The following is a 25407-nucleotide window of genomic DNA, read 5'->3' on the forward strand; positions in this document are numbered from 1 at the left end:
AAAGTCCAGGCTAAACGGTTAAATGCTGGTCTTTTTCCGAAATTCCGAAGGATTTATTCCAGTCCATCTTTTAAATTGCCGGCTAAAGTGAGAAAGGTTTTTGTATCCTAACCGATTTGCTATTTCATTCAATGACAACTGGGGCTGCTGTAGTAAAATCTTTGCTTCTTGAAGTTTTAGATCGGACAGATATTTTCGCGGCGACATTTGATATATTTTTTGAAAGACTTCCAAACCGTAGTTGGGGCTGATGCCGAGAGAGGCAATAATCGGTTGGATGTGAATCGTAAAATCTACACTACCGTTTGTTTCAATGCATCTTTTTTTGAAGGTCCACTTTATTGCTTCAGCAATTTCCTTCGCATATTTTGCTGTCGTAATGGATTGATTTGTTCTTACGTCGGTGGTTGTTGGCTGGATATCCATCAGAATTTCTAATAATTCAAAGAGGACCACTTGTGCCCTTAACTTTGCTGTAGCGAATAATATGTCTCTATCATTTAGAATGTCGATCCATTTTTGCAGACATGTCCTTAACCTATTGTGATATGGACTGGAAGGGGTATAGACCCAATCACAATTTTTCATGATCTTCATACGCAGAGCAGGTTCGTCAATATCAAAATGAGCGCAAAAATAGGTCATGGATTCGGGAGAGATGCAATGGTTGGTATGTTCAAAGCCAGGAGGAATAAGGAGAATCTCATCCTGTTGAATGATATATTGTTCATTTTCAAGAACGGTCTCTTGCGCACCATCCAATACAATTAAAATCTCAAAAGCATGATGGAACTCTTTGGTCATGGACCATGGAGAAGGAACCGTTTGCTTGTGGGCACCGAAAAAGCGAATGTTCCAATCAATGCGTGGAAGAAGTTCTGTTGTGCTGCCTATAAATGCTTGCATGTTATGATCCATCTATGTGACCACCTTTGATTTGGGTAAATTAAACGTTAATGATGCAATCGAAATTCGACATGAATCGTTATTATAATATAAGTAAGCAACAGGGAAACGCTTTCGTAACTGACCTTGATATATCTTCTATTATCGATATTAGCAAGAGTGTACGTTTATTATAGTCAAAAAAGAAAACGGTATCAATTTGTTGCTGGCGATTCAGTAAAAAGGGTAAGACTCGCCCTAAAATAGAAAGCGCTTAAAATATTGCTAAACCAATCAGATGACTATGAAAGGGATTAGAGAAATGACAATGATTAATAATCCTGTAATACCTGGAATGGCTCCAGACCCATCGATTATTCGGGTTGATGATGAATACTATATTGCAACATCCACTTTTCACTGGAATCCAGGGATACAAATTTTCAAATCAACAGATCTGGCAAACTGGGAACTCACGGGCTTCGTATTGAAAGAGGGCGAAGTTAACTTACGGGGGACGTATACACCTGCTGGGATCTGGGCACCGCATTTATCTTATGATGCTTCCACGAAGAAGTATTGGCTCGCGTATTCCCACATGACGAATATGGCAGGTCGTGAATTTAATGCCGATTCATACGCAATATGGGCTGACAATATCAATGGGCCATGGTCGGAACCGCTCTATCTTACATCCATAGGTTTTGATCCAGCTATATTTCATGATGAGGATGGAAGGCACTACATTTCCATACTTGAATGGGAAACGCGTCAAGGCTATCAAGCGCCCGGACATATTGTAATAGCTGAATTTGATTTAGATGAAGGAAAGATTATGGGGACTTGGCAACGGGTAACCCAGGGGTTTACCAGCCGGGGTTGTGCAGAAGCACCTCAGATTTATAAACATAACGGCTATTACTACCTTATCATTGCTGCGGGTGGAACAGGCTATGCACACGGTGTAGAGATTGGACGATCAACAAATATTTTTGGACCATATGAACCGCATCCTTCCAAAGAGCCAATCATCACCTCTTCACCAAGGCATTTGTTTTCACTTGGTGATCCGGATGCAGGACATTTTGAAATGTACAATCCAACTTCAAAAATGCAAAAAGCAGGTCATGGCTCATTAGTACAAACCCATACGGGTGAATGGTATATTGCTCATCTCATGTCTCGTCCTCTTGAGGGTACCCTGCTAAATCCGTTAGGACGGGAAACGTCTATTCAAAAAATGAAGTGGTCGCAGGACGGTTGGCTTGAAATGGAAGATGGGTCCAACTTGGCCAAAATGGAAGTGAAGGGCATGGAGGGAGTTCAATTATCGTCTCCAGCTTCTCATGATGTTCATGATCATTTTGATAATGCAACCTATGGTGTGCAGTTTATGACGCCATATCGAAATCAAGAAGCTGGTTGGGTCAACACGATGGAACGTCCCGGATATTTGCGTATATACGGAGAGAACTCTCTCTTTTCACAAGTGAATCCGGCATTGATGGCAACTCGGGCGACATCATTTCATTATGAATTTCAAACAAGGGTTCAATTTGTCCCTGATCACTACTCGGAAACGGCTGGTATGGGACTCTACTATGATTCAAATAACTGGCTCTACGCTCACTTAACCTATTCCGAATTAACACATGGAACGGTATTAAACGTATTGCAGGCAAAGTTAGGGAATCGTAATGAATTGCTTCAAGAAACGATCCCGGTTCCTGAGAATGTGATCGATCTGAAATTGATCTATAATTCAGGCATTGCAGATATGTTTTATCGATTGGAACCGGATGGGCCATGGCAAGTATTAGCAAATACGATTGATGCTGCGTATTTATCTGATGAAGGTGTTAACGGTCAGCCGGGTGAAATAGGTGGGTTTACCGGACTGTTTAACTTCATAGGTTCGGTTGATGCACATCAGCATGACTCATATGCAGACTTTGACTTCTATTCAGTTAAGAATGATTAAGCCTTCAGAGAGGAAATTACACATGAAAACGATACCGCTTAAACGATTAGTACCAGGGTTAATCATTGGGCCTGCTTCTTGGCTGGGGCCATATATTGCTACAGCAAGCTTGTTTTTGCCAGCAATGATACAGCAGTTGGATGCTGAAAACAAAATTAACATCTTAGCACTGTTTTCAGCATTAGGGATGATCGTGGCAGCTATTTCTAATATGATAGCCGGATACTTCTCTGACCGAACCAAATCACGTTTCGGAAAGCGGACACCTTGGCTCGTCTCTGGGGCATTTGTATTTATGTTAGCCATGATCCTCGCTTCCACGGCCACTTCCATTCCTTTTTTATTGCTAAGTTGGATGCTTGGTCAAATTGCATTAAACTTCATTGTCGCACCAATGGTTGCCTGGTTGGATCTGGCGCCGGATAGCGGCAAAGGGACAGCTTCGTCAGCTTATGGTGGACTGGGTATGGCGCTTGGTAACAATGGCTTTACGATCTTAGCAGCCGTGTTCCTGAGTCAATATCGTTTAGGGTTTATTATCTTCGGCATCATTACATTCATTGGTTCGCTGATTGCAGCGTTTATTGTACGTGAACCATCGAATCTGGAAGAAAAGATGGATCAGTCATCATTGCCAAAGAAGAACAAGCTTTCAATCAAAGAAATACTGGCTGTTTTTCCAAAATGGTCTGTTGGTCGTGACTACTACTTAGCATTAATCGGTAAGATATCTCAAGGGATTGGGAATTTTGCGATAACAGGATACCTCCTATTCATCATGACAGATTTCTTGCACAAAGACACTTCAGCGACACAGCAGTCGGTGCAGTTAATTAATATCATCATGTTGATCTTTGGCATAGTCATGGGTTTTATTGCCGGGCCTATTTCAGATAAGTTTAATATTTTGAAACTACCGGTTGGTTTGTCTACAATTGCACTGGGAATCGGAGCGCTAAGCCTTTTCTTCCTGCAGAATGACGTAGGTATCATCATCTATGGGTTTATGGCTGGCTTGGGAATGGGTATATGGAATTCACTGGACAATCTATTGAATTTAAGAGTTATTCCTGATAAGGAACAAGTTGGATTGTTTTTGGGAATCTATAACCTGGGAAATACCGTGACACAAGCGATTGCGCCAGTGATTGCAGCTTTTATGATTGCTCAGATCGGTTTTTCGTCCATCTTTATCATGTCATTTGTTCTAGCGATTATCGGAGGAATTTCAATCCTCTCCATTAAATCCGTAACCAGATAGTTTATAAATCGTCTTTGAACAAAGCAAGTTTACGGAATAAAGGAGACTATGCCATGAAGGCATGGTCTTCTTTATTTTTTTCTATCAAGAAAATGAGAAAAATCAAAAATTTAAACTTAACTTAAACTTGGCCCGTACTTCACCTTTAACCTGGAGGGTTATGATCGTTTCCAAGGTGATCATCAATAACAGATGGAGGAATGAAAAAGGCATTTTGACGACGGAAAAATATAGAGGGGAGCCAAGTATGAAGTGAGTGTCAAAAAGAAAAGTAAGATTCTAACCATCTTCAAGAGAATGCTTGTGTTCATGTTGTCCGTTGTACTCATCTGGATTTGCTTTCATCATATCATGATGCTGGTAGAACGAGATAAATACCCGGCAATAGGAAAGTATATCCAGGTGGAGAATGGACGGGTGCATGTCTACACAAAAGGGAACGGACCAAACACCATTGTATTATTAAGCGGCCTGGGAACAGCCTCACCTGTGCTGGATTTTGAGCCTTTAATTAATGAAATGTCCACACATAACAGAGTTGTCGTCATAGAGCCATTCGGATATGGCTGGAGTGATATGACCGATGAGAAAAGAACGGTGGAACACATCGTTGGGGAACTGAGAAGTGCACTGCAGCAATTGAATATCCCAGGCCCATATGTATTAATGCCGCATTCTGTTTCCGGAATTTATAGCATGTACTATGCTCATGAATATCCTGAAGAGGTTAAGGCTGTTGTAGGTATAGATGCAACATGGCCAGCAGCTCTCGATTACTTCAATGAAACTCTTCCATCCATGCCAGGTTATATGAGATATGTGGCACCCACTGGATTAGCTAGACTCGCCATTTCCCTGGATGCTCGTAATTATCTTCCCCTTGCGAGTGAGGATACGTATTCAGACAAGAATCTAGTAATGACCAAAGCCATTACAGCTTGGAATGCTTACAACAAAAATGTCGTTCAAGAGACCAATGAATTGGGTGATAATGTGAGAAAGACAGCTCATATGTCCTTTCCATCAGATATGCCTGTGTTATTTTTTAGCAAAGAAGATGACAGGGTGAGGGAGGATGGTAAATCCTTATTTATTTTTTTACAAACCCAACTTACGGATCATCCTGCGAGTACAATCATCCCTTTACAAGGTCATCATTACCTTCATTGGTCCCATTCCAAGGAGATGAACGAAGCTTTCTTGAAATTCATGAATGATATTGAGGATAGGGAATAAGAAAAGCTCAACGAGAAATTTTAAATAAGGCAGCCGATCAATGATGATCGACTGCTTTTGTTCATTTAACAGGTGATAGCGGACAGCTCATTGTAGTTTCACTTCTTGGCCTTTTTACGAGTTCTCCTTTACAATTAGGGCACACATAATTCGTTTTCACAGTACACTCATGGCAAAAAGTACATTCATGCGTACAAATATACGCTAAAGAATCCGTATGGAGCCTGCTTTCGCAGGTTTGGCATGTATTTCTCATTTCTAAAGACAAGGTAAAGACCTCCTGTACTTTTATTTTTTTGAAACCTTCTAATGATCTAATTTTAATAAAACCGTTGCTCCCCTTACATAAGGATCTGATTGTAATTTTGTAGAATGACTTTCTTTCTGCTTGAAAAAATGGCGTTTAACTTAAAAATTTTAATGAGGAGCTACAACCATGGATGAGATTGATCGTGACATATTATTACACTTGCAGGAAAATGCCCGGTGTTCCTTTACCGAATTAGGGAAGAAAGTAGGGTTATCCACTCCTGCAGTGAATGAGAGAGTTAAGAAACTTGAGGAGAAAGGGATTATCGCTGGCTATAAAGCAATCATTAATCCGGATAAAATAGACAAACCTATCTCAGCGTTTATCCTCTATAACAATACAAAGTGTGAACAGTTCACAGCGTTCTGCAAAGATCATACGAGTGTAATCGAGTGTCATCGGCTGGCTGGATCGTACAACTATTTAATCAAGGTTTTGACGGATTCTGTCCAATCTCTAGAGAGCTTTATTGATGCTTCCATGTCATTTGGACAGCCATCGACCTTGATTAGACTTTCTTCACCTGTGGAGAGTAAACCAATCACCTAAATGCTATGAAGGTAAACCGTTCATGTTATTCCCTCGACTTTGCATAGGAATGTTTGGGGGATGACGTCTGCTTGCCTTCTCCGTTATAATATTCGTCATACTAGAGTTCGATCTGGAATGATGGAGGAGTAGCCATGAAGCTGGATAGTGTGCAGATTGAATATGCGAGTCTTGAGGATTTGCCGAGGATTGTGGAGATATATAATTCCACGATTGAGAGCCGGATGGTGACAGCAGACTTGGAGCCTGTTACGGTTGAGCAACGCGTGCCTTGGTTTGAGGAGCATTCACCGGACCGTCGTCCGCTCTGGGTGATGAGACTTGAAGGACAAGTTGTGGCCTGGGCCAGTCTGAGTTCATTTTACGGGCGGCCAGCCTACAATGGTACGGTGGAAGTGAGTGTGTACGTTGACCAGCAATGCCGGGGGATCGGGGCTGGTGGACGTTTGTTGAATACGATTTTTGCCGCTTGTCCTGCACTGGGAATTACGACGATTCTTGGCTTTGTCTTTGGACATAATGAACCGAGTCTTGGTTTGCTGCGCAAGCATGGATTTGAGCAATGGGGCTACTATCCGGAAGTGGCTGTACTGGACGGTGTGAACCGGGATTTGGCTATTTTGGGCAAAAAAATAATGTAATTGATCTGTTGTCAGGCCATGTCCATGATCAGCATTTTAAATGTATAGTGATTTCTAACTGAAAACCTCCAATACACGATGACGTGCATTGGAGGTTTTTTAGGTTTTTATTGTAGATATGGAGAGCTTTTAAAACCCGAGCTGCTGCTTGATATCCTTGATCTGCCCGAGATGGCGTTCTTCATGATAGCTTGCAAAGTCAACCCACTGGGCAAGGTCCATCTCCCCAAATACAGGATGAGGGAAAGACTTGCTGCGCAGCAGGGAGGAGTCATTGCTTTGGGCGAAATCAGTCAATGCCTGATGGGATTGTTCCAGATCCCGGCGAACGTCAGCAAGAGATTCCGGCTCTGCGGGAGGCTGCAGATGGGGTGGAGCATCAACGGAACGGCTGCGGTCCAGTGAAAGTTCGTAAGGTTTTTTATCCACGGTCACATTCTGTTCCTTCTGCAGAGCAAGCTCGGCTTGCTTCACGATGATGCGCTCCATCAGGTTCAAGTGACGGAGTACCTGCATAACACTCCATTGCTCCGGTGCAGGTTTCCGGTTCAGTTGTTCTTCGTCCAGCACCGAGACGGTCTGCCAGATTTGATGCCGAATATCGTCATTGCGAGTTAACATGTTGCAATCCTCTCCTTATACATGGGTTCTAGATGTCAATTTGTGATGGTCCAGTACTGAAATGCGGATGCTTGATCTACTAGCATAGAGGATCGAAGCGGGAAATGCGAATCATGCCGAATTGATGTTGTTATGTGTAATGATATAATCAAAAATAAAGCCGTCTGCGAAGAACGACTTCTCATCTAAATAAACGGACTCCAAAAAAAGATTGACGGGCAGTCCACGGCAAACTATAATCGGTAACAAGTAACTTGATATGTAAGGAGTCCTGACATGATATGTTAGTAATCGACGAGGTGTATCACCATACAGCATTGCAAATATCATCGTCCGATTTATTGTACCTTATCGAGCAGCTGAAGGTCAAAAAAGAAAATGAGATTGGAACCCTCAAACATAAAATTGAACAATTTGAACAAAAGAAGCGTGCGGAAGAAGTTGCCTATCAATCCATGTCGACCGTACGGAAATGGTTTGCAGGCCGTCCTGCCTCCCATCATCAGGCAGTGGAATATATGGTGCAGGTGAAGGAGCGCTTTCGCAAGATGGAACAGATCCGCCGACATATTCGTGAACTGGATCGGATTATGGAGCAAATCGAGCACCCTCACATCAAGGAGAAAGGCGAGATTGAGCTTCCGCCCGATATGATCCGCGAGATCAGACAGCTTAGTGAAACGGAGGATGTACAAGCATGACTTTGGAGACGTTAAGCTCCGGGATCGACACGGTCTGGGTGGTATTGAGTGCAGCCATGATTTTATTGATGGAGGGTGGATTTGCCCTCCTAGAGGCCGGATTTGTTCGTTATAAAAATAGTGTGAACATTATTATGAAGGTTTTTGCCGACATTACGATAGGAACATTGCTGTTTTATGCTGTTGGATTCGGATTGATGTACGGCTCTGATGCCGGAGGTTTTGTTGGAGTTACGGGATTCTTCCTGAATGGCGATCTGTCCCATATCGACGTGCCTGTATCGCTTGAAACGTTCTGGCTGTTCCAGGCCGCGTTCACCATCGCCGTTATCTCCATTGTGTCAGGTGCGGTAGCAGAACGGATCAACTTCCGGGCCTATCTCCTGTACATCATTCTGATGACGGCCATAATATACCCGGTTGGTGGTCACTGGGCATGGGGCGGCGGTTGGCTCAGCGAGTTGGGTATGCAAGATTTTGCCGGATCGGCTGTCATTCATGCCCTGGGCGGATTCTCGGCCTTGGCTGCAGCGATCATTATTGGTCCGCGCAAAGGCAAATACACGCCTCATGGCGTAAGTGCAATTGCCCTTCCCAGCAATCTTCCGCTTGCGTCCGTAGGTGCATTTCTGCTGTGGTTCGGCTGGTTCGGCTTCAACGCAGGGAGCACGCTGAGCGCCACGGATGCAAGAATCGGCCATATTGCGATTGTCACCATGCTATCCGCTGCCTCGGGTGGAGCGGTTACGATGCTATACACGCTGTTCCGCTTCAAACGTTCAGATGCTCCATCTGTCATTAATGGATCCCTTGCCGGTCTGGTGGGGATTACGGCAGGCTGTGCATTTGTAGGGGATGCAGCAGCGATCTTTATCGGTGCGGTGTCCGGTCTGCTCATGATGGCAGCAACCAATTGGCTTGACCGACGCCGGATTGATGATCCGGTTGGTGCTTTCCCTGTCCATGCCGCATCCGGGTTGTGGGGAACCATTGCTGTAGGGTTGTTCGCCACAGACGGTGGGTTATTCATGGGCGGTGGATGGAAGCTGCTCGGTGTTCAGGCGCTGGGACTCGCTGCGCTTGTCATTTGGGGCTTTGTCATGACCTGGATCGGTCTGAAGCTCATTGGCAAGTTGGTACCTGTTCGCTCTACGGAAGAAGAGGAAGATCTGGGACTGGATATTAGCTACCATGGGGTGATGGCTGCGCATCAGGCTCATGAGTTTCTCGATGGAGAAGAGCACATTCGAGCTTTCCAGCGTGGTTCGTCCGAGCAGAATCGTTAGCAAGGTTATATATGGATGGAGACCTGCAGATGGTTCTGCGGGTCTCTTTTTTTAACCACAAGCAGGGAAAGAACTCGTGCCGGAAGAATATACAGGTGTGAACGTGAATATGTCTCACCATAGATGTATTGGCTGAAGGAGAGGATCTGAATGATTAAACCTGAACAATGTGAACGTCTGACTAGAAAAGCTCGCAAAACGCTGGAGGAGTACGGATTGGGCACTGCCGCTGATCTATTGGTATCCTCAAGTCGCTGGGGAATCCGGCTGGATGTATCGACACTCGATGAATATCGCCGCACGGGCAATTCACGTGTGGGCGGCAATCCGGACCTCCCTGAGCATATCCAGTGGCCACTGACACAGGATGGTGTGCCGATGACTTTTCTTGCCCAGCTGAATCTTGTGGACTTGCTTCCATATACCCCGAATGATGGACGCGTGAGCTTGCCTGAACGGGGAATGCTCTACTTTTTTATTGGGGTCGATGAACCCGCCTACAATATTGAACATCATGTGATCTATGAACCGGATTCGCATAACTTGACTAGGCGTGAGCCTGAAGGTGTTACCGCGCTGGAGAACGAATTTGTTGCACATGCCGTTACGGTGCTGCCGAATTTGGAGTTTCCTACATATGCTTATGTTGATGCACAGGCGCTGAATGAGATATCTGTACAGCAGACAGGCCAGAGTGAAGTGGCAGACCCGGAAGGGGGACTCTATGAGCGGTACCTTGAATTCGAATCGGACTGGAATCATCCGAGTACCCAGAATTGGGGCGGAATGTTCGGTTACCCTGACGGTCAGCACCCGGATGCAGAGCATCAAGCCCTGTTACAGATCGTACTTGGTGAAGAATACGAGTATGATGAAGCGAAGTGCGAGAACAAGCTGACCGCCCATTATGGCGGAGATCCGGACCGCACACGGCAGGAACTGGAGGATACGTTGCTGCTTCTTAAGATAGATACCCATGACGCCATTGGTTTCCAGTGGTGGGATTGCGGAGAACTGCAATTTTTCATTCGGAAGTCTGATCTGTTTGCCGGAAGATTCGATCAAACCTATTGTTCGTTATACTCAAGTTAAAATTCAGATTAAATGTATAGAAGCAACAAAATGTCCCTGATTCCGTCTATATGATGGAGGAGGGACTTTTTTTGTTCGTGAATGTTGGTTTTGGTAGGTAGCTTGTTTATATATATAGGGGGTGTAATTCTAATTGAAATGAGATCATATGTTCTGTATAATGGGATGAAAAGGAAGTGATATCGGTGATTCAATCTGCATTCAAACATATTGATGTGGCAGTCACATCATTGATTGATATCTGTGATGAGCTGTCCGAACAGGATTTGACTTTGACTCCGATTGAGGGAAAACCACCGGTCGGTGAGCTGCTCTCTCATTTGTCAATGATCTGTCGTGCAGGTGTGTACATATCAGAAGGTGCCTCGGAAGAGGAGATGGCTGCGTTTTATGAAGAGAATCAACCCCGTACGTTAAGCGAGATTAAGCAGGCTCTTATTGAGAATCAGATGTATTTGTATCAACGGTACAGGCAATTTAATACAGAGGAACTGCTGAAGGTGACTGATTCCTATTGGGGAGCGTCCTACAGTCGTCTGGAATGGCTGCTTGAGATTATGGGACATGTGTATCATCATAGAGGGCAACTATATACGATGCTGACCCTGACGGGAAGAGAGTCCAAGGCGTATTGTTTGAATAATTGAATACATAGAGTTTTTGGTGGTGTCTGAAACAGATCGTTCTGATACAATACATAGAAGCTTGCGAGTCCGGTCATGCAATAGGTTAAAGGAGCAATAGACGGACGATACTACTTATACGTTAATAGCGGAGGACCATGGGGTGAAACGGTTTCTTACATATCAGGCGTTACAAGACATGCTTCAGAGCATTCCTCAATTGCATCAGGCGACAGAGGTTGAGCCCTTGTTGAGGGGATATTCATCGGATCTGAAATGTAAGGTCTTTGTCCCGGATCAGGGGCATTTTTTGCTGCGCACATATCACCTGTCTCAGGAACCTTTGAAAAGGACTGAATATCAATGCATGACAGCCCTGCGGGAACTGGGGGTCCGCTGCCCATTACCGATAAGCATGGGACGGCTGGATAAAGAGAATGGTTATATGCTTCTTGGCTATATCGATGGTGAAGAAGCATCAGAGGCTCTTCCCCGGATGAACCAACAGAGTCAGTGGGACGTAGGCATGGAAGCAGGTGCAGAACTGCGGAAAATTCATCGCTATAAGGTGGAAGGACAAACGGAGTCTTGGTACATCCGCAAGGGGAAAAAGCATCAGCGATATATGGAGAAGTACAGACAGTGCTATGTACAAATGAATCGTGATCAGAACATTGTTGCATTTATTGAACAACATCTGCACTGGATGAAGGATCGGCCAGATGGATTCCAGCATGATGACTTTCATCCGGGCAACCTTGTCATCAAGGATGATAAGCTTGCAGGGGTCATTGATTTCAACCGCTTTGATCAAGGTGATCCGGTTCATGAATTTCTGAAGCTGGGCCTGTTTGCATCCGAGACGAGCATTCCATATTCCATTGGGCAAATCCAGGGTTATTTTGACGGTAACGAGCCTGATGAGCAATTCTGGAGATTATATTCCCTATACACAGCAATGGCGCTTGTATCTTCTGTCGTATGGATTCAGCAGGTGAAGCCGGAAGAGACGAATGACATGATGGACAAGATTGAGCGTGTCCGGGAAGATCATGACGATTTTCGCAGATTCATTCCCCGGTGGTATAATTTGAAGAATCAATGATTCATGGAATCGAAAGGAATAATGCCGTGGCACAGCCAGCTACCATTCTGCTTGTGGATGACGAGCAGGAAATTATTAAACTGATGGAGATTTATTTTGGCAATGAAGGCTATAGAGTTTTAACGGCAAGTGACGGACTCGAAGCACTGGAACAACTGAAGAAAGAACAGATCGATCTGATTATTCTGGATGTCATGATGCCGAATATGGACGGAATCGAAGCTTGCATGAAGATCAGGGAGGAGCAGAAGATGCCCATCATCATGCTGTCCGCCAAGAGCATGGATATCGACAAGATAACGGGACTGAGCATTGGTGCGGACGATTATGTGACCAAGCCGTTTAATCCCCTCGAACTTGTCGCCCGGGCCAAATCCCAGCTTCGCAGGTACTATACGTTCAATGAAGGGCGGGAACAAAAGGAGCATGAGTGGGTCATTGATGATCTGGTCATCAATACGGATACACATGAGGTCTGGGTAGACGAGCAGCCTATTCGTCTGACTCCACGAGAATTTGCCGTGCTGGAACTGCTCGCACGTCATCAAGGCTCTGTACTGAGCATGGAGCAAATTTACAGACAGGTATGGAAAGAAGAATTTATGGAATCGAATAATACGGTTATGGTACATATCCGGAAGATTCGCGAGAAAATTGAAGTCGACAGCAAACATCCGAAGTTTATTCAAACCGTATGGGGCGTCGGCTACAAAATGATTAAACCGTAACACAAATCCTCGATTATATCGCTACGTTGCCTGACAGTTGAAGCACATGAGCAGGGAGTCTTGTAGATGAATTCAAAATTAATTAATACGGTTCGGTGGAAGTTTATCTATGCCTTTCTGCTGAGCGGAATTTTGACGGCAGCTATTTTGTATGGCGGCAGCAAGGTTGTGCAATCCATTCTGACAGCCCAGGTATATCCCAATTACTCCATTCCGGCCAGAGGAATCCGTTGGCTAATCAACAATATTGGTTCTGTTCCGCTGATGATTATGATCGGCGTGCTAGCTTTTGTCTTGTTCTTTTTCCTGTTCACGCGCAGGGTGATGCTGGTTCTGGACGAAATTACTGACGGCATCCAGGAGGTAGCCAAAGGGGAGCTGTCACACCGGATCGAGGTGAAGACATCGGATGAATTCGGCGTTGTAGCTGCCAGCATCAATCAGATGGCTGAACAATTGCAGCAATCACTGCAGGAAGAGCGAAGTGCAGTAGCTGCCAAAAATGACCTGATCACGGGTATTTCTCATGATCTCAGAACGCCGCTGACTTCCATTCTTGGCTTTCTGGAGTACATCGAGAAGGATCGTTACCAGGATGAGATTGAAATGCGTTATTATGTCAGCATTGCATACGAGAAATCCTTAACCTTAAGGAAACTGATTGATGATTTATTTGAGTATACGCGTGTTAGCGGAGGAAGCCTTCCCTTGTCTCTGACACCACTTAACCTGAATCCGTTCCTGATGCAGCTGGCCGAAGAGTTTGCTCCAATGCTGGAAGAGGCAGGCATGACGTACAAGATCACTGGCGGTCAGGAGCCGCTCTGGATTATGGCAGCTCCGGGAGAGCTTGTTCGGGCCTACGAGAATTTGTTCAGCAATGCAATCCGGTATGGAGCACAAGGGAAAGTTGTTGAGATTGCATTATCCCTTGATGAGGGAGAAGCAGTGGTTCGTATCAGTAATTATGGAGAACCTATCCCGGCCCAGGATCTGCCTCGTCTATTCGAAAGGTTCTACCGGGTCGACAAATCTCGCTCGCGCGACACGGGAGGCACGGGGCTTGGTCTGGCTATTGCGAAATCCATGATTGAGCTGCATCATGGCCGTATCGCTGCATTCAGTGAGAATGGCAGAACCGATTTTGTGACCCGCTTCCCACTGGCACCTGCCTCTGTTCATCATGATTCAGAGGAACAGTGAAGGTAACAGAAGCAGCATATATTAAGAAAATGATAAGAAGTTAACCACTTCCTTATTAAGAAGTATTCGGTAAGCTTAACCTCAATCCACAAGGATCTGCATAAATGGAGGAGGAGACCGAATATGAGAGGTTCATTACGTACAGTCAGATTAAGATACATATACATTTGTGGAGCAAGTGCGCTGCTTAGCGCCATGCTCCTGTTTGTCGTTTATCGCATGTCCCGTTTCGCTTATCATCACATCTTGTCTGAGGCCACTGGGGTGAATCGTATCGTCCACTGGGGAATCAATCATGTCGGAACAAGGCCTTTCTTGATATTCATCGGAGTAGCCTTATTTGCTCTGTTCTTTTGGATTCGATCCCAGAAAATTTCAGACGATATGAACCGAATTACCTTGGGAACACAGAAGATGGCAGCAGGGCAGATTCCCGCCCCAATTGAGGTGTTGAATCGAGGTGAGCTTCGGCAGATTGCAGCCAACCTGAATGATGTCGCGCTTCGCATGCATAAGGGGCAGTTGAGTGGACATGAAGGTTTCGCTTCAATGACTGAATATACTCCAGGTCTCGATAATCATGCTGACGAAAAGATGAAAAGAGATGAAGTGCAGCGAGATTCCGCACAAGCCGATTTGCCGATCAAACTGACGCTGTATGGTGTTCGTTCTGCTCTGGAGGAGATAATGAATGGACACTGCCGAGAGGAAGCCGAGATAGAGCGTTGGGTTAAGCTTGCCTATGAGCAGACATTACTGTTACAGCATGCGCTTGAGTCCGTTCACCTGGATGCGCGTGAACAAGCCTTCCCGGAAGAGCAGGAAGGCAGGGAGCAGGGATATTGAGAAAGAAAATAAAGAAGGGAATGTATCATATTTTTGATGCAGCGGTAATCGTTGTTGTTTTGTTGCTGATAGGTTGTCTATACATGGCTCTATACGGTGAGGCTATAGTGCGCAATCATCCGGAGGCCATAGCCAAAGCTTCTTCGACCGTTATTACCGACTCGACTGGAGTTGAAGTTGCGAGATTCCGTACGCAGTCGAGCGGATTTGCAGAATATGCGGATCTCGAAGAGATGCCGGAGTTGTTAATACAAGCATTTTTGGCTACGGAAGACCGCCGTTTTTATCAGCATGAAGGGATCGATTACTTCGGAATAAGCCGGGCTATTGTGCAGGATATCGTACACATGGATTGGAGTCAGGGAGGTAGCTCCATTACGCAGCAGTTAGCCAGAAATCTGTACTTGAGTGGAGAGAAAACGCTGGTGCGGAAAGTGAACGAAATGTCGATAACCATTTCACTGGAGAAGAGATTTAACAAGGATGAACTACTGGAAATGTATCTGAATCATATTTATATGGGTCGCCAGCAGTATGGGGTGAAAGCAGCCGCGCGGCGTTACTTCGGCCATGAAGACCTGCATCAGCTTGAGCTATGGCAGATCGCTACGCTTGCGGGTATTCCCAAGGGGCCTTCCATCTATAATCCGGTGGATGATGATGAGCGATCCAAGCACAGGCGTTCCGTTATCCTTACTCTCATGCACGAACAGGGTCTGATTACCCAAGAACAAATGCAGGAAGCACGCCGCGTAGACTATACGCCACCAGAAGCAGCATCTGTGTCTGCTACAACAGATCAACCGATGCCGGATTATATATCTGCGGTGGATACAGTGATGCAGGAAGCCGCTCGTCTCACGGGCAAACGAGAAACGGATATTCAATCCGCAGGATGGACCATTCACACCGGACTCGACAGCCAGGCACAGCTTGCCATGGAGGAAGCATTCCGTGACCCCTCACGGTTTAGCGATGATCGGGAAGATGAACAGGTACAGGCGAGTATGGTTATTATTGATCAGCATAATGGTGAAGTGAAAGCGATGATGGGTGGACGAAACCCAGTGACGGGTGGCATGAATCGGGCAATCACCGACGCGAGGCAGCCTGGTTCGGCATTTAAGCCAATTATTGCGTACGGTCCGGCTCTGGAATCGGGTCATTATAAGCCGGAGAGCATGCTGCCTGACAAACGCACATCGTATGGCAGTTATCGGCCAAGCAATCTGGGAGGGCAGTATAGAGGTTCTGTCACGATGTCATTTGCACTCCAGAAGTCCATTAATGCACCAGCGGTATGGCTCCTGAACGAGACGGGGCTGAAACAGGCACATGAGTTTGCAAGCCGGCTGGGTATTGAACTGGATCAGGAAGATTTCAACCTCTCCATTGCGCTGGGAGGTGTACATAAAGGCGTATCGCCGCTGAAAATGGCCCAGGCCTATTCTGTGTTTGCCAATAATGGCAGATTCAATTCGGCACATCTAATTCGAGAAATTAGGGACACGAATGGACGAATTATTTACGCGTATCGACCCGAGCACAAGCAGGTGATCACAGCGAATACGGCTAATACAATGACCATGATGCTGCAAAATGTGGTTAGCCAGGGAACCGGCAGCCGGGCCCAGCTGAGCCGGTATAAGGTGGCGGGGAAGACGGGAACGACACAGGCAGCAGTACCTGGGATTGGCAGTAAGGGTAATCGGGACCTGTGGTTCGTCGGTTACACGAGCAAGTGGACTGCAGCTGTCTGGATGGGATTTGATCACACCGATGCAGAACATTACATGCGTTCGAGCAGCGGTGCGGCGGCAGATTTGTTTGCATCAGTAATGAACCGTGCAGGTCGGTAGAGCTGAATAGATCCAATTTGTTGTCTTTTCTTTCTTGATTTACAACACAAAATATGGATTATAAGGTATAATGTACGTTTTAACGGTTTGGAGGGAGGATGAGATGGGAGATCAAGAACGTAACACCGAGGTTGACACAAGACAATTGTTTGCTGAACCTGGGACAAGGGTGGAGTTGCCTGGAATATCCGGATTGGGCGGCTGGCTTATTCTAATTCAAATTAGTTTAATTGCTTCGCTTCTGCTACTGGTTGTGGATCTGTCCCAGGTTTCTGTTATCATGAATCCAGCCGATCGAGGAATGTTCAGTGAGGCGGATCTGGACCTGTACCATCGTGTCATGAACCCGTTATTATGGTACGGAGCCATAAGTAACATCATTCTTCTGGTCATCGTTATTGTGAATTTGGTCCTGTTGTATACGAAAAAAAGGCAGTTTCCACGCATGATGATCATGCTGTACTTGGCTAACGTGCTGGCTGCCATCGGGACATGGGTCATGATTGGTCAGACTGAGATTCCAGGAGCGCTGAACGCGTTCGATACAACTCCCGCACGGAATTTAACCATCAGATCGATACTGACATGCTGTATCTTCATTCCATATTTTAAGAAGTCGGTCCGGGTGAAAAACACATTCGTAAAATAATTGGCTCGTACCCACCAATCACCCAAAAACATTACATGTTAAAAGGCCCGTTACGATCAGGTTGAATCCTGATGTAACGGGCCTTTTCTATGACCGTCTGAAGTATAAGTCGACATGTAGTTCCAGAACCGATTATGATTTGGCCCTTAGCACGCCAGGCAGCCGGCGTATCATCTGATTGAGAACTTCAGAGAGTACGAGCCCTACAGCGATGGCTCCGGATAACATTAGTGCTTTGGCAGCCATCTCCATGGCCGCACTGTAGTCATTCTGTACAAAGCTGCGCATGGCGTTATACGCGAGACCACCAGGGACGAGTGGAATGATGCCGGCGACGCTGAAGATAATGACCGGCGCCCGGAACAGGCGGGAGAACATTTGGCTGATCACACCAACTGCGATGGTGGCTGCAAGTGTGGCAGGAACGGCATCTGCCGCATATTCCAGCACGACATAGATAATCCAGCCAATCATACCGACGAAGCCGCCATGAAGCAGCATGCGACGTGGTGCATTGAATATGATGCCAAACGCAGCCGAAGCGACAAAGCTGGTCAGCGCTTGTTCTATAAAATGAAGCATAACCTGCATACCTCCGTCTTACGTAAAAAGTGAAAATACAACCGCAATGCCTGTACCAATGGCAAACGCCGTCAGGAACGCCTCAGCTCCCTTGGATAACCCGGACACCAGATGTCCAGCCATCAGATCACGCACAGCATTGGTAATCAGGAGTCCGGGTACGAGTGGCATCACCGATCCAATGATGATTTTGTCGCGTTCATGTCCAGCTCCGATAGCAACCAGTAAGAAGGCGAGTAAGCCAATTACAAAGGCAGCGCTCAGCTCTGCGAAAAACTTAACCAGCACCAGCCGGTGGAAAACGATAACTGCGGCATAACCGATCCCTCCGCAGATCACGGCAGGAAGGAAGTCATCCCAGCCTCCGCCGAACATGATAGTAAAACAACCGCTCGAAAGTGCCGCGGCAAGCAGTTTAACCCGTGCAGAATAGGAAGAGGGTTTACCTTCAATCTGCAGCAGCAGATCATGAGCTTCCTGAACAGAGAGTTGCCCTTGGCCTATGCGGCGGGAAACGGCGTTCACTTCGGACACCTTATCCAAGTCTGTGGTACGCTCGGAGATCCGAATCAGCTTGGCTGGTTCGGTAGCATCTACCGAGAAAAAGATACCTGTCGGTACAACATAGCTATGTGAATGAGGCAGTCCCAGGGCGGCAGCCATCCGTTTCATCGTGTCTTCCACACGGTAGGTTTCACCCCCGCTTTGCAGCATGATTTTGCCTGCCAACAAGCAGATGGCTATCACGCGGGACTGTTCAGTCGTATTTTTTTCCGGAATCTCCTTCTCGGTCTGGACCGTGGGAAGGGGATCAAGAGGGTTGTATTCCAAGCGGGATCATGCTCCGTTTCTTATGAGATAAGGCCTGGGGCCGACACCATTGTATCATATTTCACACGTTAACACGGAAACATACCGCACGAGCAATAAAGTCATGAACACATATTTAATACAACCGCTCAATCGTTTGCAGCAGCACCGAAAAGGCTTCGTTCCTAATCCCCGAAGGTGACAGGAGCAAAGCCTTTTGAATGTTGCGTTATTGCCCATTGTATGTCCTACATTAACAGGGTAATAACCAGCAGCTCATACAGCACGAGTGGCAGGATGGTTGGTCCAAACAGTGCGCGCTGCTCCGGATATCCATGCATTGGTGTAACCTGAAGATACAGAATTCCTCGATCTGCACTGATGATGACGCCTTCCCATACCTGACCATCGATATTTTGGACCTGTACTTTCTGGCCCACATATTGCCGGGCTGTATGATGAAGCATATTCCGCACGCTTTGCACGGATTGGAGCATCGGTTGATTGGCCTGGTAGACGACGCGTGCGGATGGCGTGGATGTGGATTCAGACATGGTGCACAACCCTTCCTCGAAATAAGTTCTTACTTCAAGGTATGCATCCGCCTACAAAAGGTGATTACACAAATGACATCTGAAGTCCCGCGCGTCCAGCCTGGTAGTCGACATGACCCAGTGCTCCGTTCACAAAAGTAATCTGCGGGGGAATGTGACCGAGGTCCACATCGTAAAGTATAGGCACATTCAGATCCCCCAGTGCCGAGGACAGAGCATCGGTGAAATTGAAATCTCCGGTATCCGAATAACCTGCTGGTCTGCCAAACAAAAAGCCCTTTACGCCCGCAAACCAGCCGGCCTGTCTCATCTGCCAAAGATGGCGATAAATATCCCCTGCGTTCATTTCGCAGCTCTCCAAATACCATATGGTGCCTTCATCCGCGCAATACTGCTCCAGATACGTTGCAACCGGAGCATAAGGAGTACCGATCAGGCAGGTGATCGTATCCATACAACCGCCCAGGAGTCGTCCCGAGAACGTAACAGCGGCATTCGCATCATCGGGTTGACCAAGAATTTTCCAGCGAGAAGGGGTGTCCAGATTGAAACCAGGTGACTCCCGGATCCAGGCCGATTGATAATGAGTGGAGGAAGATTGCGTAATCTGTCCTCCCTGCCCCGTCTGTAATACATCAATCCAGCGGGCAGTCACGGGATCGAGTTTGTTCGATCTAAGGTCCACATAGTTGGTACCATGTGCTGTAGCTGTTCCTGTGAGCAGGGTATAGGTGAATAAAAAAGTGCTGATATCCGAGTAGCCTAGAACCCATTTCGGCGGTAGTGACCGCAGAGCTTCCCAATCCAGCAATGGCAGGATATCCATCAGAAACTCTCCACCCCAAGGTGGAATGATGGCCTTGATCGCTGGATCATGGAAAAAGGTGTGTAACTCTTCTGCACGGTTCTCTTTGGATGAGCTTACACATTTGATATTTTGCCGCAGCCAGCGACTCTCCTGAACGTGAAAACCAAGTCGCTCCATATTGCGTTTGCTCTCATTCAGATAATGATGCAGGGATTCATCCACACCACTGGAAGGTGCGGCTACGCCAATGGTGTCTCCTGAAGCAAGTGGCTGGGGGTAACGGATGGAATGGGTATTCATTGTGTAAGCCTCCGTTTCTGTTTATCATTATTTTTTGATAGATGATTTCCATTATATAGAGTGCCCCTATTTATTCCAGCAGCTATTTTAAGAATTAGTTATCCAAAGGAATTTCGAGAGAGAAGGGTGCTTTGATTTTCATTGGATAGGTGCTCAGCTTCATTTTTAGAAGACCTTTTATTTTTGCTCCATTTTCTACAGTAGAGTGGACGGTAGTGATCCCCGAAGAATCTCCATCTCCCGAGCGGTAACTTGAGGTTGGAACGTTATAAGTCTTACCAGCCTCGTCCTTAATCTCAGTAAAGCCCAGAGCAAACCCACCTTCCATGTCTGGTACAGAGAACATTAGAATCCGGTCTTTGCCTACAATTTGGCTTCCTATAAACTTCATAGTGGGAGGGCCTCCCGTAATATTCCCCGACTCCAAATCAAGGGAGAGATCCAGTTCATCCTTATCAAGACCAGAAAGACCAGAACCCTGCAAAGTCAGCTTTTTCGGAATGGAGAAATACATGCTCTCAAAGTAAATGGAACGTTCGCCATCGCCACCCATCGTTGTGTCCGTTCTCCATGCACGCCCTTGCTCATCAACCAATTGAAGATCGCTGAGCCCAAACACCTTCTTGGTATTCTTCGGATCGAATGTCACATCAAGCACGAGACGAGTCGGATACAGGGTAGCTTGTTTAACATCAATACGCTGCCCATCTACCGTTAATGTTTGATTCACCGGCAGGACTCTCTTCATGCCTTTGGTCAAATTTTTGTCCACCGGTAAAGTGACCTTCCATTCTCCAGGATTCGCTTTACCTCTGGTTTTGAACACCACATTCAGCTCGTCGGGTGGGTTGGCCTCGTCGGTAAAAACAACATCAATCATATTCTCGTACACATTCTCGTCTGAAGTGGATTTGGGTGAAGAATAGCCAAAAGCAACAGGAAGATGGTCACCATTCCCATCCAGCAAGTCGATATCATACTCACCCTTCTCCGGATTTTTCATGCCTTTCATCGTATAAAAAATTACCATACGTGACTCATCAGTAATAATACCGTCAATGGTCACGGAAGCGCCGTCATGCTCGTCGGTAATCCCGACCTTCTGCAGTAGGGATTGATCAATCGCCATCTGCAGCCCTTTATCCTGGCGAATCATGCTGACGATGCCTTCCATGCCAGGCCATTGCTCCACGAAGGAGGCAAAGGCAGGGGAGACTCGGATACATCCGGTAAACAGCAGGATGATGGCCGCTGCCGAGATTGAGCTCATGTACCAGCGCACCCGCGATTTGCGCCTGCGTGCAGCCTGTCGTACTCCGGTCTGTACGGACTGATGTACAGCACCATCCGGAACAGTGATCGTATCGTATTCCGTTTTACGTCCATGCAAACGTTGTTCCAACTCCTCAAGCTGCTTCTGTTCATCGGTCATGATCATACATCTCCTTTCATTTCTAGCTGAGCACGAAGCTGTCCAAGTGTCCGGTGAAGTCGGGATTTGACCGTACCTACCGGGATTTCGAGGATCTCTGCGGTTTCGGTCAGGGAGAATCCTTCGAAATAACTCAGGATAATAATCTGCTTGCAATCCGGGTCCAATGCAGATACTGCTGCGGCGAGATCCGGGTCCTCGGGCCGGTCCCAGCTGCTTGGTTCGTGCATCTCTGTGACGGGGCTGTAACGGTTCTTTCGTTTGCGCTCGTCTGCACAGTAATTGAGCAGGATACGAATAAGCCAGGTGCCGAAGTATGAAGGCTCTTTTAGTTTTTTTAGTTTGCGGTATGCTCGGTATGTAGACTCCTGTATCGCTTCCAGGGCATCACCCTCGTTGTGAAGGTAAGCATAAGCGATCCGATACAGGCGGCTCTGATGCATTGCCATCAAGGCTGCAAAAGCCTCAGCATCCCCTTTTTGTGCGGCAGCGGTAAGCTCTGTAGGGGTCACATGGCGCCTCCTTTCATGGCTCTGTTTCGTATTAGACCGTGTGAAGGGCCAATCGGTTCTTGCTTTTAGAAAAATATGTAGATCATTGCTAAACTCTCGTTCAATACCTTGGATCAGATAGCAAACAACCGCCAGGCTGTCTCTTTGTAGTTCAACAAGAGTCCTGACGGTTATTCAAGTTTGGTTTCACTTGGCCTGCGATGGATTGCTATTACGTTGCAGCTGCTTCTCGCAGATATGAGGCGGTAGAAGTGTTGCCGCGTTCAGTTGCAATGTCCAGTGCAGTTTGACCTGCTGCATTCAGAGCATTCGGGTCCGCACCATGCTGAAGCAGCAGTTGAATTAGTTCAGCCTGATCCGTATGAAAAGCTGCAGAATGGAGGGCGTTCTGTCCATCACTGTCGAGGATGCTGCAAGATGCTCCATGTTCCAGCAACAAACGGATGATCTCTGAAGACCGCTCCCCTGCAAGCGCCGCATGCAGCGCCGTATTGGAAGGAATGAATGAGATCTTGGAATGAGAAATGGCATTTACATCTGATCCATGATCCAGGAGAGTACGAACTGCATCTGCTTGTCCATAATGCGAGGCATATCCCAGCGGGGTAAGCCCATCTCCATTCTCGGTATTGGCCAGCTCAGGGTAGGTAGCAAGGAGCGATTGCAGCTTCGCCACATCTCCATGTTGTGCTGCCTGAAATAGTGCGTGAATTGCTTCGGATTGATTCAACCGAATGACCTCCATTCTAATCCATATAAATTCGCTTAGCTGCCTCTAGGCCAGGTACGGCAAAACAGGCGAGTGGAGAAGGCAGGTCATGGAGCGGGAACCAGCCGATCTCGCCTATCGCTCCACCTTCTTCCAGATTCCGGGCGATGCCGCGGATATTCCGGGCTGAGTAAAGGACTGATATCCAATGTTCTTCTCGTTCCGGACGAATGGTCTCAGCGGTGCAGAGTAATTGATCGATGGTAATATCCAGATCCACTTCTTCCTTGATCTCCCGAATGACCGCCGTTTCGAGTGATTCGTAAGGGTCGACTTTGCCCCCGGGAATGCTCCAAGTGTACTGCTCCGGCTGACGATTCCGCCATACGAGAAGCACCTCATTACGTTCGTTCAGGATAACAGCCCCGACACCGATACGAGGTTGATCGGAGGCAGCTGCAGCGGGCATAGTGGAAGCTGCGTATTCGGATTTCAGCTTCGGCGACGTGGATTGGAACGACAGCGGAAGTCCGGTCCGGGCAGCCCACTCCTCAGCCAGAATGCTCATGGAGATCAGGTCATAATGGGTTCCATCTCGCAACACAGCGGAGCGCTGCCGACCTTCCTCCCTGAATCCGGCTTTTAGATACGCCCATCTGGCGGCTTCATTGTATTCAATCACTTCCAGCGCAATTCGGTTCAGATTCAGTTCATGAAATCCATAACGAATAATCAGGGCAAGTGCATCACTCCCGTATCCCTGCCCACGATCCTTATCTTCACCAATGCCAATGGCAAGGCGAGCCGAGCGATTGTTCCATTCAATCCGGTAAAGGGCGGTAAATCCGATAAATCGATTGTCCTCCAGTGTTCGCAGGGCAAATTCAAAACCGTTGTCTCTTCGGACAGCAGATGAACCCGTTTCGTCCGGGGTTAGCGGAACTGCAATGTCTGTATCCAGGTTGCGCAAATATTCGTAATTGTCCGTGTAACGTGCCAGACGCATGCAATCTTCCGGGCATGGGGCGGCGAGCCGGACTTTGGAGCCGTGAAAAGCATTCAAGTTACGTGGAGCCATGCTGCGTGCACCTCTTTTGATTTTATAATCTGCTTTAGGTTTTAGGTCGTGTTAGCTAAAAATGTCTCGTATGATTATTATACTATGGATACCAGACAATTGCCGAAAGACAGCAAAAAGGCTCTGCCGACCCAGTTGTCAGCAAAGCCCTGTTGGTGGGGCGCATAGCCCGATGATGAATTATAACGAATCGGAATTCTGTACAGAAGGACGGTTTATATTTTTACCATAATAAATCTCATCCATCTCCAGCTTGAGCCACTCCGTAATTTCATGCTGTTCCGCCTGGCTCAGCTTATCCTTGGTATAACCAAAGAGGTAGTTGTCGAGATCAAACGCCTTCAGTTTGCATTTCGTGTGGAAAATATTTTCCTGATACACGTTAACGTCAATCATGTCGAAGCCTTTTTTGATCTCGTCCGGAATATAGTTCTGAATCGAACCGATCTCATGGTCTATAAACAGCTTGCGGCCGCTTGTATCCCGCGTGAATCCACGAACCCGATAATCCATGATCATGATATCCGTGTCAAAGGAATGGATCAGATAATTCAGCGCCTTCAGCGGCGAGATTTCCCCACAGGTGGAGACGTCGATGTCGGCACGAAAGGTACTGATTCCTTCACTGGGGTGAAATTCGGGATACGTATGAACGGTGATATGGCTCTTGTCGAGCTGCATGACGACATTGTCCGGAAGCGGGCCTGGGGATTCTTCAAACGATTCCTCCGGAACCTCCACGATGGGTCCTTCCGAGACAAGCATCGTCACGCTGGCCCCTTGGGGGACATAATCCTGCTGCGCGATATTGAGTACATGCGCACCAATGATGTCCGCGACATTTTTCAGAATTTTGCTCAGCCGATCCGCGTTGTACTGTTCATCGATATATTCAATATAAGCTTCGCGTTCTTCTTTGGTTTTCGTGTAGCAGATGTCGTACATGTTGAAGCTCAGCGACTTGGTCAGGTTGTTGAACCCATGCAGTTGAATGCGCTGCTCAGGCGTTAATGTCATGGCTGCAGTTCCCCTTTATCCATACGACA

27 protein-coding genes and 1 pseudogene are annotated in these 25407 nt (G+C 46.8%); 15 read left to right on the top strand and 13 right to left on the bottom strand.

All coding sequences use genetic code 11. From position 1 onward, the window contains the following. Positions 1 to 18 precede the first annotated feature (18 nt). Entirely contained in the window at positions 19 to 918 is a 900-nt protein-coding gene (locus MH144_RS23010) for an AraC family transcriptional regulator (protein ID WP_239304491.1), read from the bottom strand. Between the two features lie 271 nt (positions 919 to 1189). Between MH144_RS23010 and MH144_RS23015 the strand changes: the two genes are divergently transcribed. From MH144_RS23015 to MH144_RS23025, 3 genes are all read left to right on the top strand, one after another. Then, positions 1190 to 2866 (top strand): glycoside hydrolase family 43 protein, encoded by a 1677-nt coding sequence (locus MH144_RS23015; protein WP_239304493.1) that lies wholly within the window; start codon positions 1190 to 1192, stop codon positions 2864 to 2866. Between the two features lie 22 nt (positions 2867 to 2888). Continuing rightward, positions 2889 to 4127: an MFS transporter gene (locus MH144_RS23020; protein WP_239304495.1), complete on the top strand. Its 1239-nt coding sequence runs from the start codon at positions 2889 to 2891 to the stop codon at positions 4125 to 4127. A 252-nt stretch (positions 4128 to 4379) separates the two neighbouring features. Further along, positions 4380 to 5363 carry an alpha/beta fold hydrolase gene (locus MH144_RS23025; RefSeq protein ID WP_239304497.1) on the top strand — a complete coding sequence of 328 codons (984 nt, stop codon included), beginning with the start codon at positions 4380 to 4382 and terminating at the stop codon, positions 5361 to 5363. Positions 5364 to 5424: 61 nt separating this feature from the next. Here MH144_RS23025 and MH144_RS23030 read toward each other — a convergent pair whose 3' ends face one another. Continuing rightward, positions 5425 to 5631, bottom strand: a complete 207-nt coding sequence (locus MH144_RS23030; protein WP_239304499.1) for a DUF1272 domain-containing protein — start codon at positions 5629 to 5631, stop codon at positions 5425 to 5427. A gap of 168 nt (positions 5632 to 5799) precedes the next feature. On the opposite strand from MH144_RS23030, the gene MH144_RS23035 reads away from it, so the two are divergent. Continuing rightward, complete coding sequence (locus tag MH144_RS23035; protein WP_239304501.1) at positions 5800 to 6222, top strand: Lrp/AsnC family transcriptional regulator; 423 nt, start codon at positions 5800 to 5802, stop codon at positions 6220 to 6222. A gap of 134 nt (positions 6223 to 6356) precedes the next feature. After that, positions 6357 to 6863 carry a GNAT family N-acetyltransferase gene (locus MH144_RS23040; RefSeq protein ID WP_239304503.1) on the top strand — a complete coding sequence of 169 codons (507 nt, stop codon included), beginning with the start codon at positions 6357 to 6359 and terminating at the stop codon, positions 6861 to 6863. A gap of 129 nt (positions 6864 to 6992) precedes the next feature. On the opposite strand, the gene MH144_RS23045 is transcribed toward MH144_RS23040, so the two are convergent. Next, the gene (locus MH144_RS23045) at positions 6993 to 7484 is read right to left on the bottom strand and encodes a DinB family protein (protein ID WP_239304505.1); all 492 of its coding nucleotides are present in this window, start codon (positions 7482 to 7484) and stop codon (positions 6993 to 6995) included. A gap of 281 nt (positions 7485 to 7765) precedes the next feature. Here MH144_RS23045 and MH144_RS23050 point away from each other — a divergent pair, with 281 nt between their 5' ends. The 10 genes from MH144_RS23050 to MH144_RS23095 all read left to right on the top strand — a co-directional run bounded on the left by MH144_RS23050 (position 7766) and on the right by MH144_RS23095 (position 17576). Next, positions 7766 to 8185, top strand: a complete 420-nt coding sequence (locus MH144_RS23050; RefSeq protein WP_095289285.1) for a hypothetical protein — start codon at positions 7766 to 7768, stop codon at positions 8183 to 8185. Next, positions 8182 to 9471, top strand: a complete 1290-nt coding sequence (locus MH144_RS23055; protein ID WP_239304507.1) for an ammonium transporter — start codon at positions 8182 to 8184, stop codon at positions 9469 to 9471. The genes MH144_RS23050 and MH144_RS23055 overlap by 4 nt, the downstream gene beginning before the upstream one ends. Before the next feature lie 150 nt (positions 9472 to 9621). After that, positions 9622 to 10563: a DUF1963 domain-containing protein gene (locus tag MH144_RS23060; protein ID WP_239304509.1), complete on the top strand. Its 942-nt coding sequence runs from the start codon at positions 9622 to 9624 to the stop codon at positions 10561 to 10563. Positions 10564 to 10748: 185 nt separating this feature from the next. Then, positions 10749 to 11210: a DinB family protein gene (locus MH144_RS23065; protein WP_095289288.1), complete on the top strand. Its 462-nt coding sequence runs from the start codon at positions 10749 to 10751 to the stop codon at positions 11208 to 11210. Positions 11211 to 11349: 139 nt separating this feature from the next. Then, positions 11350 to 12291, top strand: coding sequence for an aminoglycoside phosphotransferase family protein (locus tag MH144_RS23070; protein ID WP_239304511.1), 942 nt, complete (start codon positions 11350 to 11352; stop codon positions 12289 to 12291). Continuing rightward, positions 12288 to 13019, top strand: a complete 732-nt coding sequence (locus tag MH144_RS23075) for a response regulator transcription factor (protein WP_239304513.1) — start codon at positions 12288 to 12290, stop codon at positions 13017 to 13019. Before MH144_RS23070 ends, MH144_RS23075 begins: the two co-directional genes overlap by 4 nt. Before the next feature lie 66 nt (positions 13020 to 13085). Next, positions 13086 to 14222 carry a sensor histidine kinase gene (locus MH144_RS23080; protein WP_239304515.1) on the top strand — a complete coding sequence of 379 codons (1137 nt, stop codon included), beginning with the start codon at positions 13086 to 13088 and terminating at the stop codon, positions 14220 to 14222. 123 nt (positions 14223 to 14345) lie between these two features. Then, entirely contained in the window at positions 14346 to 15068 is a 723-nt protein-coding gene (locus MH144_RS23085) for a HAMP domain-containing protein (protein ID WP_239304517.1), read from the top strand. Then, positions 15065 to 16927 carry a transglycosylase domain-containing protein gene (locus MH144_RS23090; RefSeq protein ID WP_239304519.1) on the top strand — a complete coding sequence of 621 codons (1863 nt, stop codon included), beginning with the start codon at positions 15065 to 15067 and terminating at the stop codon, positions 16925 to 16927. The genes MH144_RS23085 and MH144_RS23090 overlap by 4 nt, the downstream gene beginning before the upstream one ends. Positions 16928 to 17030: 103 nt before the next feature. Then, positions 17031 to 17576 (top strand): DUF2569 domain-containing protein, encoded by a 546-nt coding sequence (locus tag MH144_RS23095; protein WP_239304521.1) that lies wholly within the window; start codon positions 17031 to 17033, stop codon positions 17574 to 17576. 132 nt (positions 17577 to 17708) lie between these two features. Here MH144_RS23095 and MH144_RS23100 read toward each other — a convergent pair whose 3' ends face one another. The 10 genes and pseudogenes from MH144_RS23100 to speD form a co-directional block, all read right to left on the bottom strand. Continuing rightward, positions 17709 to 18158 carry a threonine/serine exporter family protein gene (locus tag MH144_RS23100; RefSeq protein ID WP_239304523.1) on the bottom strand — a complete coding sequence of 150 codons (450 nt, stop codon included), beginning with the start codon at positions 18156 to 18158 and terminating at the stop codon, positions 17709 to 17711. Between the two features lie 18 nt (positions 18159 to 18176). Continuing rightward, entirely contained in the window at positions 18177 to 18938 is a 762-nt protein-coding gene (locus MH144_RS23105) for a threonine/serine exporter family protein (protein WP_343226103.1), read from the bottom strand. Positions 18939 to 19216: 278 nt separating this feature from the next. Next, positions 19217 to 19522, bottom strand: a complete 306-nt coding sequence (locus MH144_RS23110) for a hypothetical protein (protein ID WP_239304525.1) — start codon at positions 19520 to 19522, stop codon at positions 19217 to 19219. Between the two features lie 64 nt (positions 19523 to 19586). Beyond that, complete coding sequence (locus MH144_RS23115) at positions 19587 to 20630, bottom strand: S66 family peptidase (RefSeq protein ID WP_239304527.1); 1044 nt, start codon at positions 20628 to 20630, stop codon at positions 19587 to 19589. A gap of 94 nt (positions 20631 to 20724) precedes the next feature. Continuing rightward, positions 20725 to 22062: a DUF5643 domain-containing protein gene (locus MH144_RS23120; RefSeq protein WP_239304529.1), complete on the bottom strand. Its 1338-nt coding sequence runs from the start codon at positions 22060 to 22062 to the stop codon at positions 20725 to 20727. Between the two features lie 2 nt (positions 22063 to 22064). Beyond that, positions 22065 to 22574: an RNA polymerase sigma factor gene (locus tag MH144_RS23125; RefSeq protein WP_239304531.1), complete on the bottom strand. Its 510-nt coding sequence runs from the start codon at positions 22572 to 22574 to the stop codon at positions 22065 to 22067. A 211-nt stretch (positions 22575 to 22785) separates the two neighbouring features. Then, positions 22786 to 23304, bottom strand: a complete 519-nt coding sequence (locus tag MH144_RS23130) for an ankyrin repeat domain-containing protein (RefSeq protein ID WP_239304533.1) — start codon at positions 23302 to 23304, stop codon at positions 22786 to 22788. A gap of 16 nt (positions 23305 to 23320) precedes the next feature. Further along, complete coding sequence (locus MH144_RS23135) at positions 23321 to 23752, bottom strand: NUDIX domain-containing protein (protein WP_239304735.1); 432 nt, start codon at positions 23750 to 23752, stop codon at positions 23321 to 23323. Positions 23753 to 23869: 117 nt separating this feature from the next. Further along, positions 23870 to 24361: pseudogene (locus MH144_RS23140) on the bottom strand (GNAT family N-acetyltransferase); the annotation flags it as partial. Between the two features lie 180 nt (positions 24362 to 24541). Then, positions 24542 to 25378, bottom strand: coding sequence for an adenosylmethionine decarboxylase (gene speD / locus MH144_RS23145; protein ID WP_095289300.1), 837 nt, complete (start codon positions 25376 to 25378; stop codon positions 24542 to 24544). Between the last annotated feature and the right edge of the window lie 29 nt (positions 25379 to 25407).

It is taken from the genome of Paenibacillus sp. ACRRY (genome assembly GCF_022346995.1).
Classification (GTDB): domain Bacteria; phylum Bacillota; class Bacilli; order Paenibacillales; family Paenibacillaceae; genus Paenibacillus.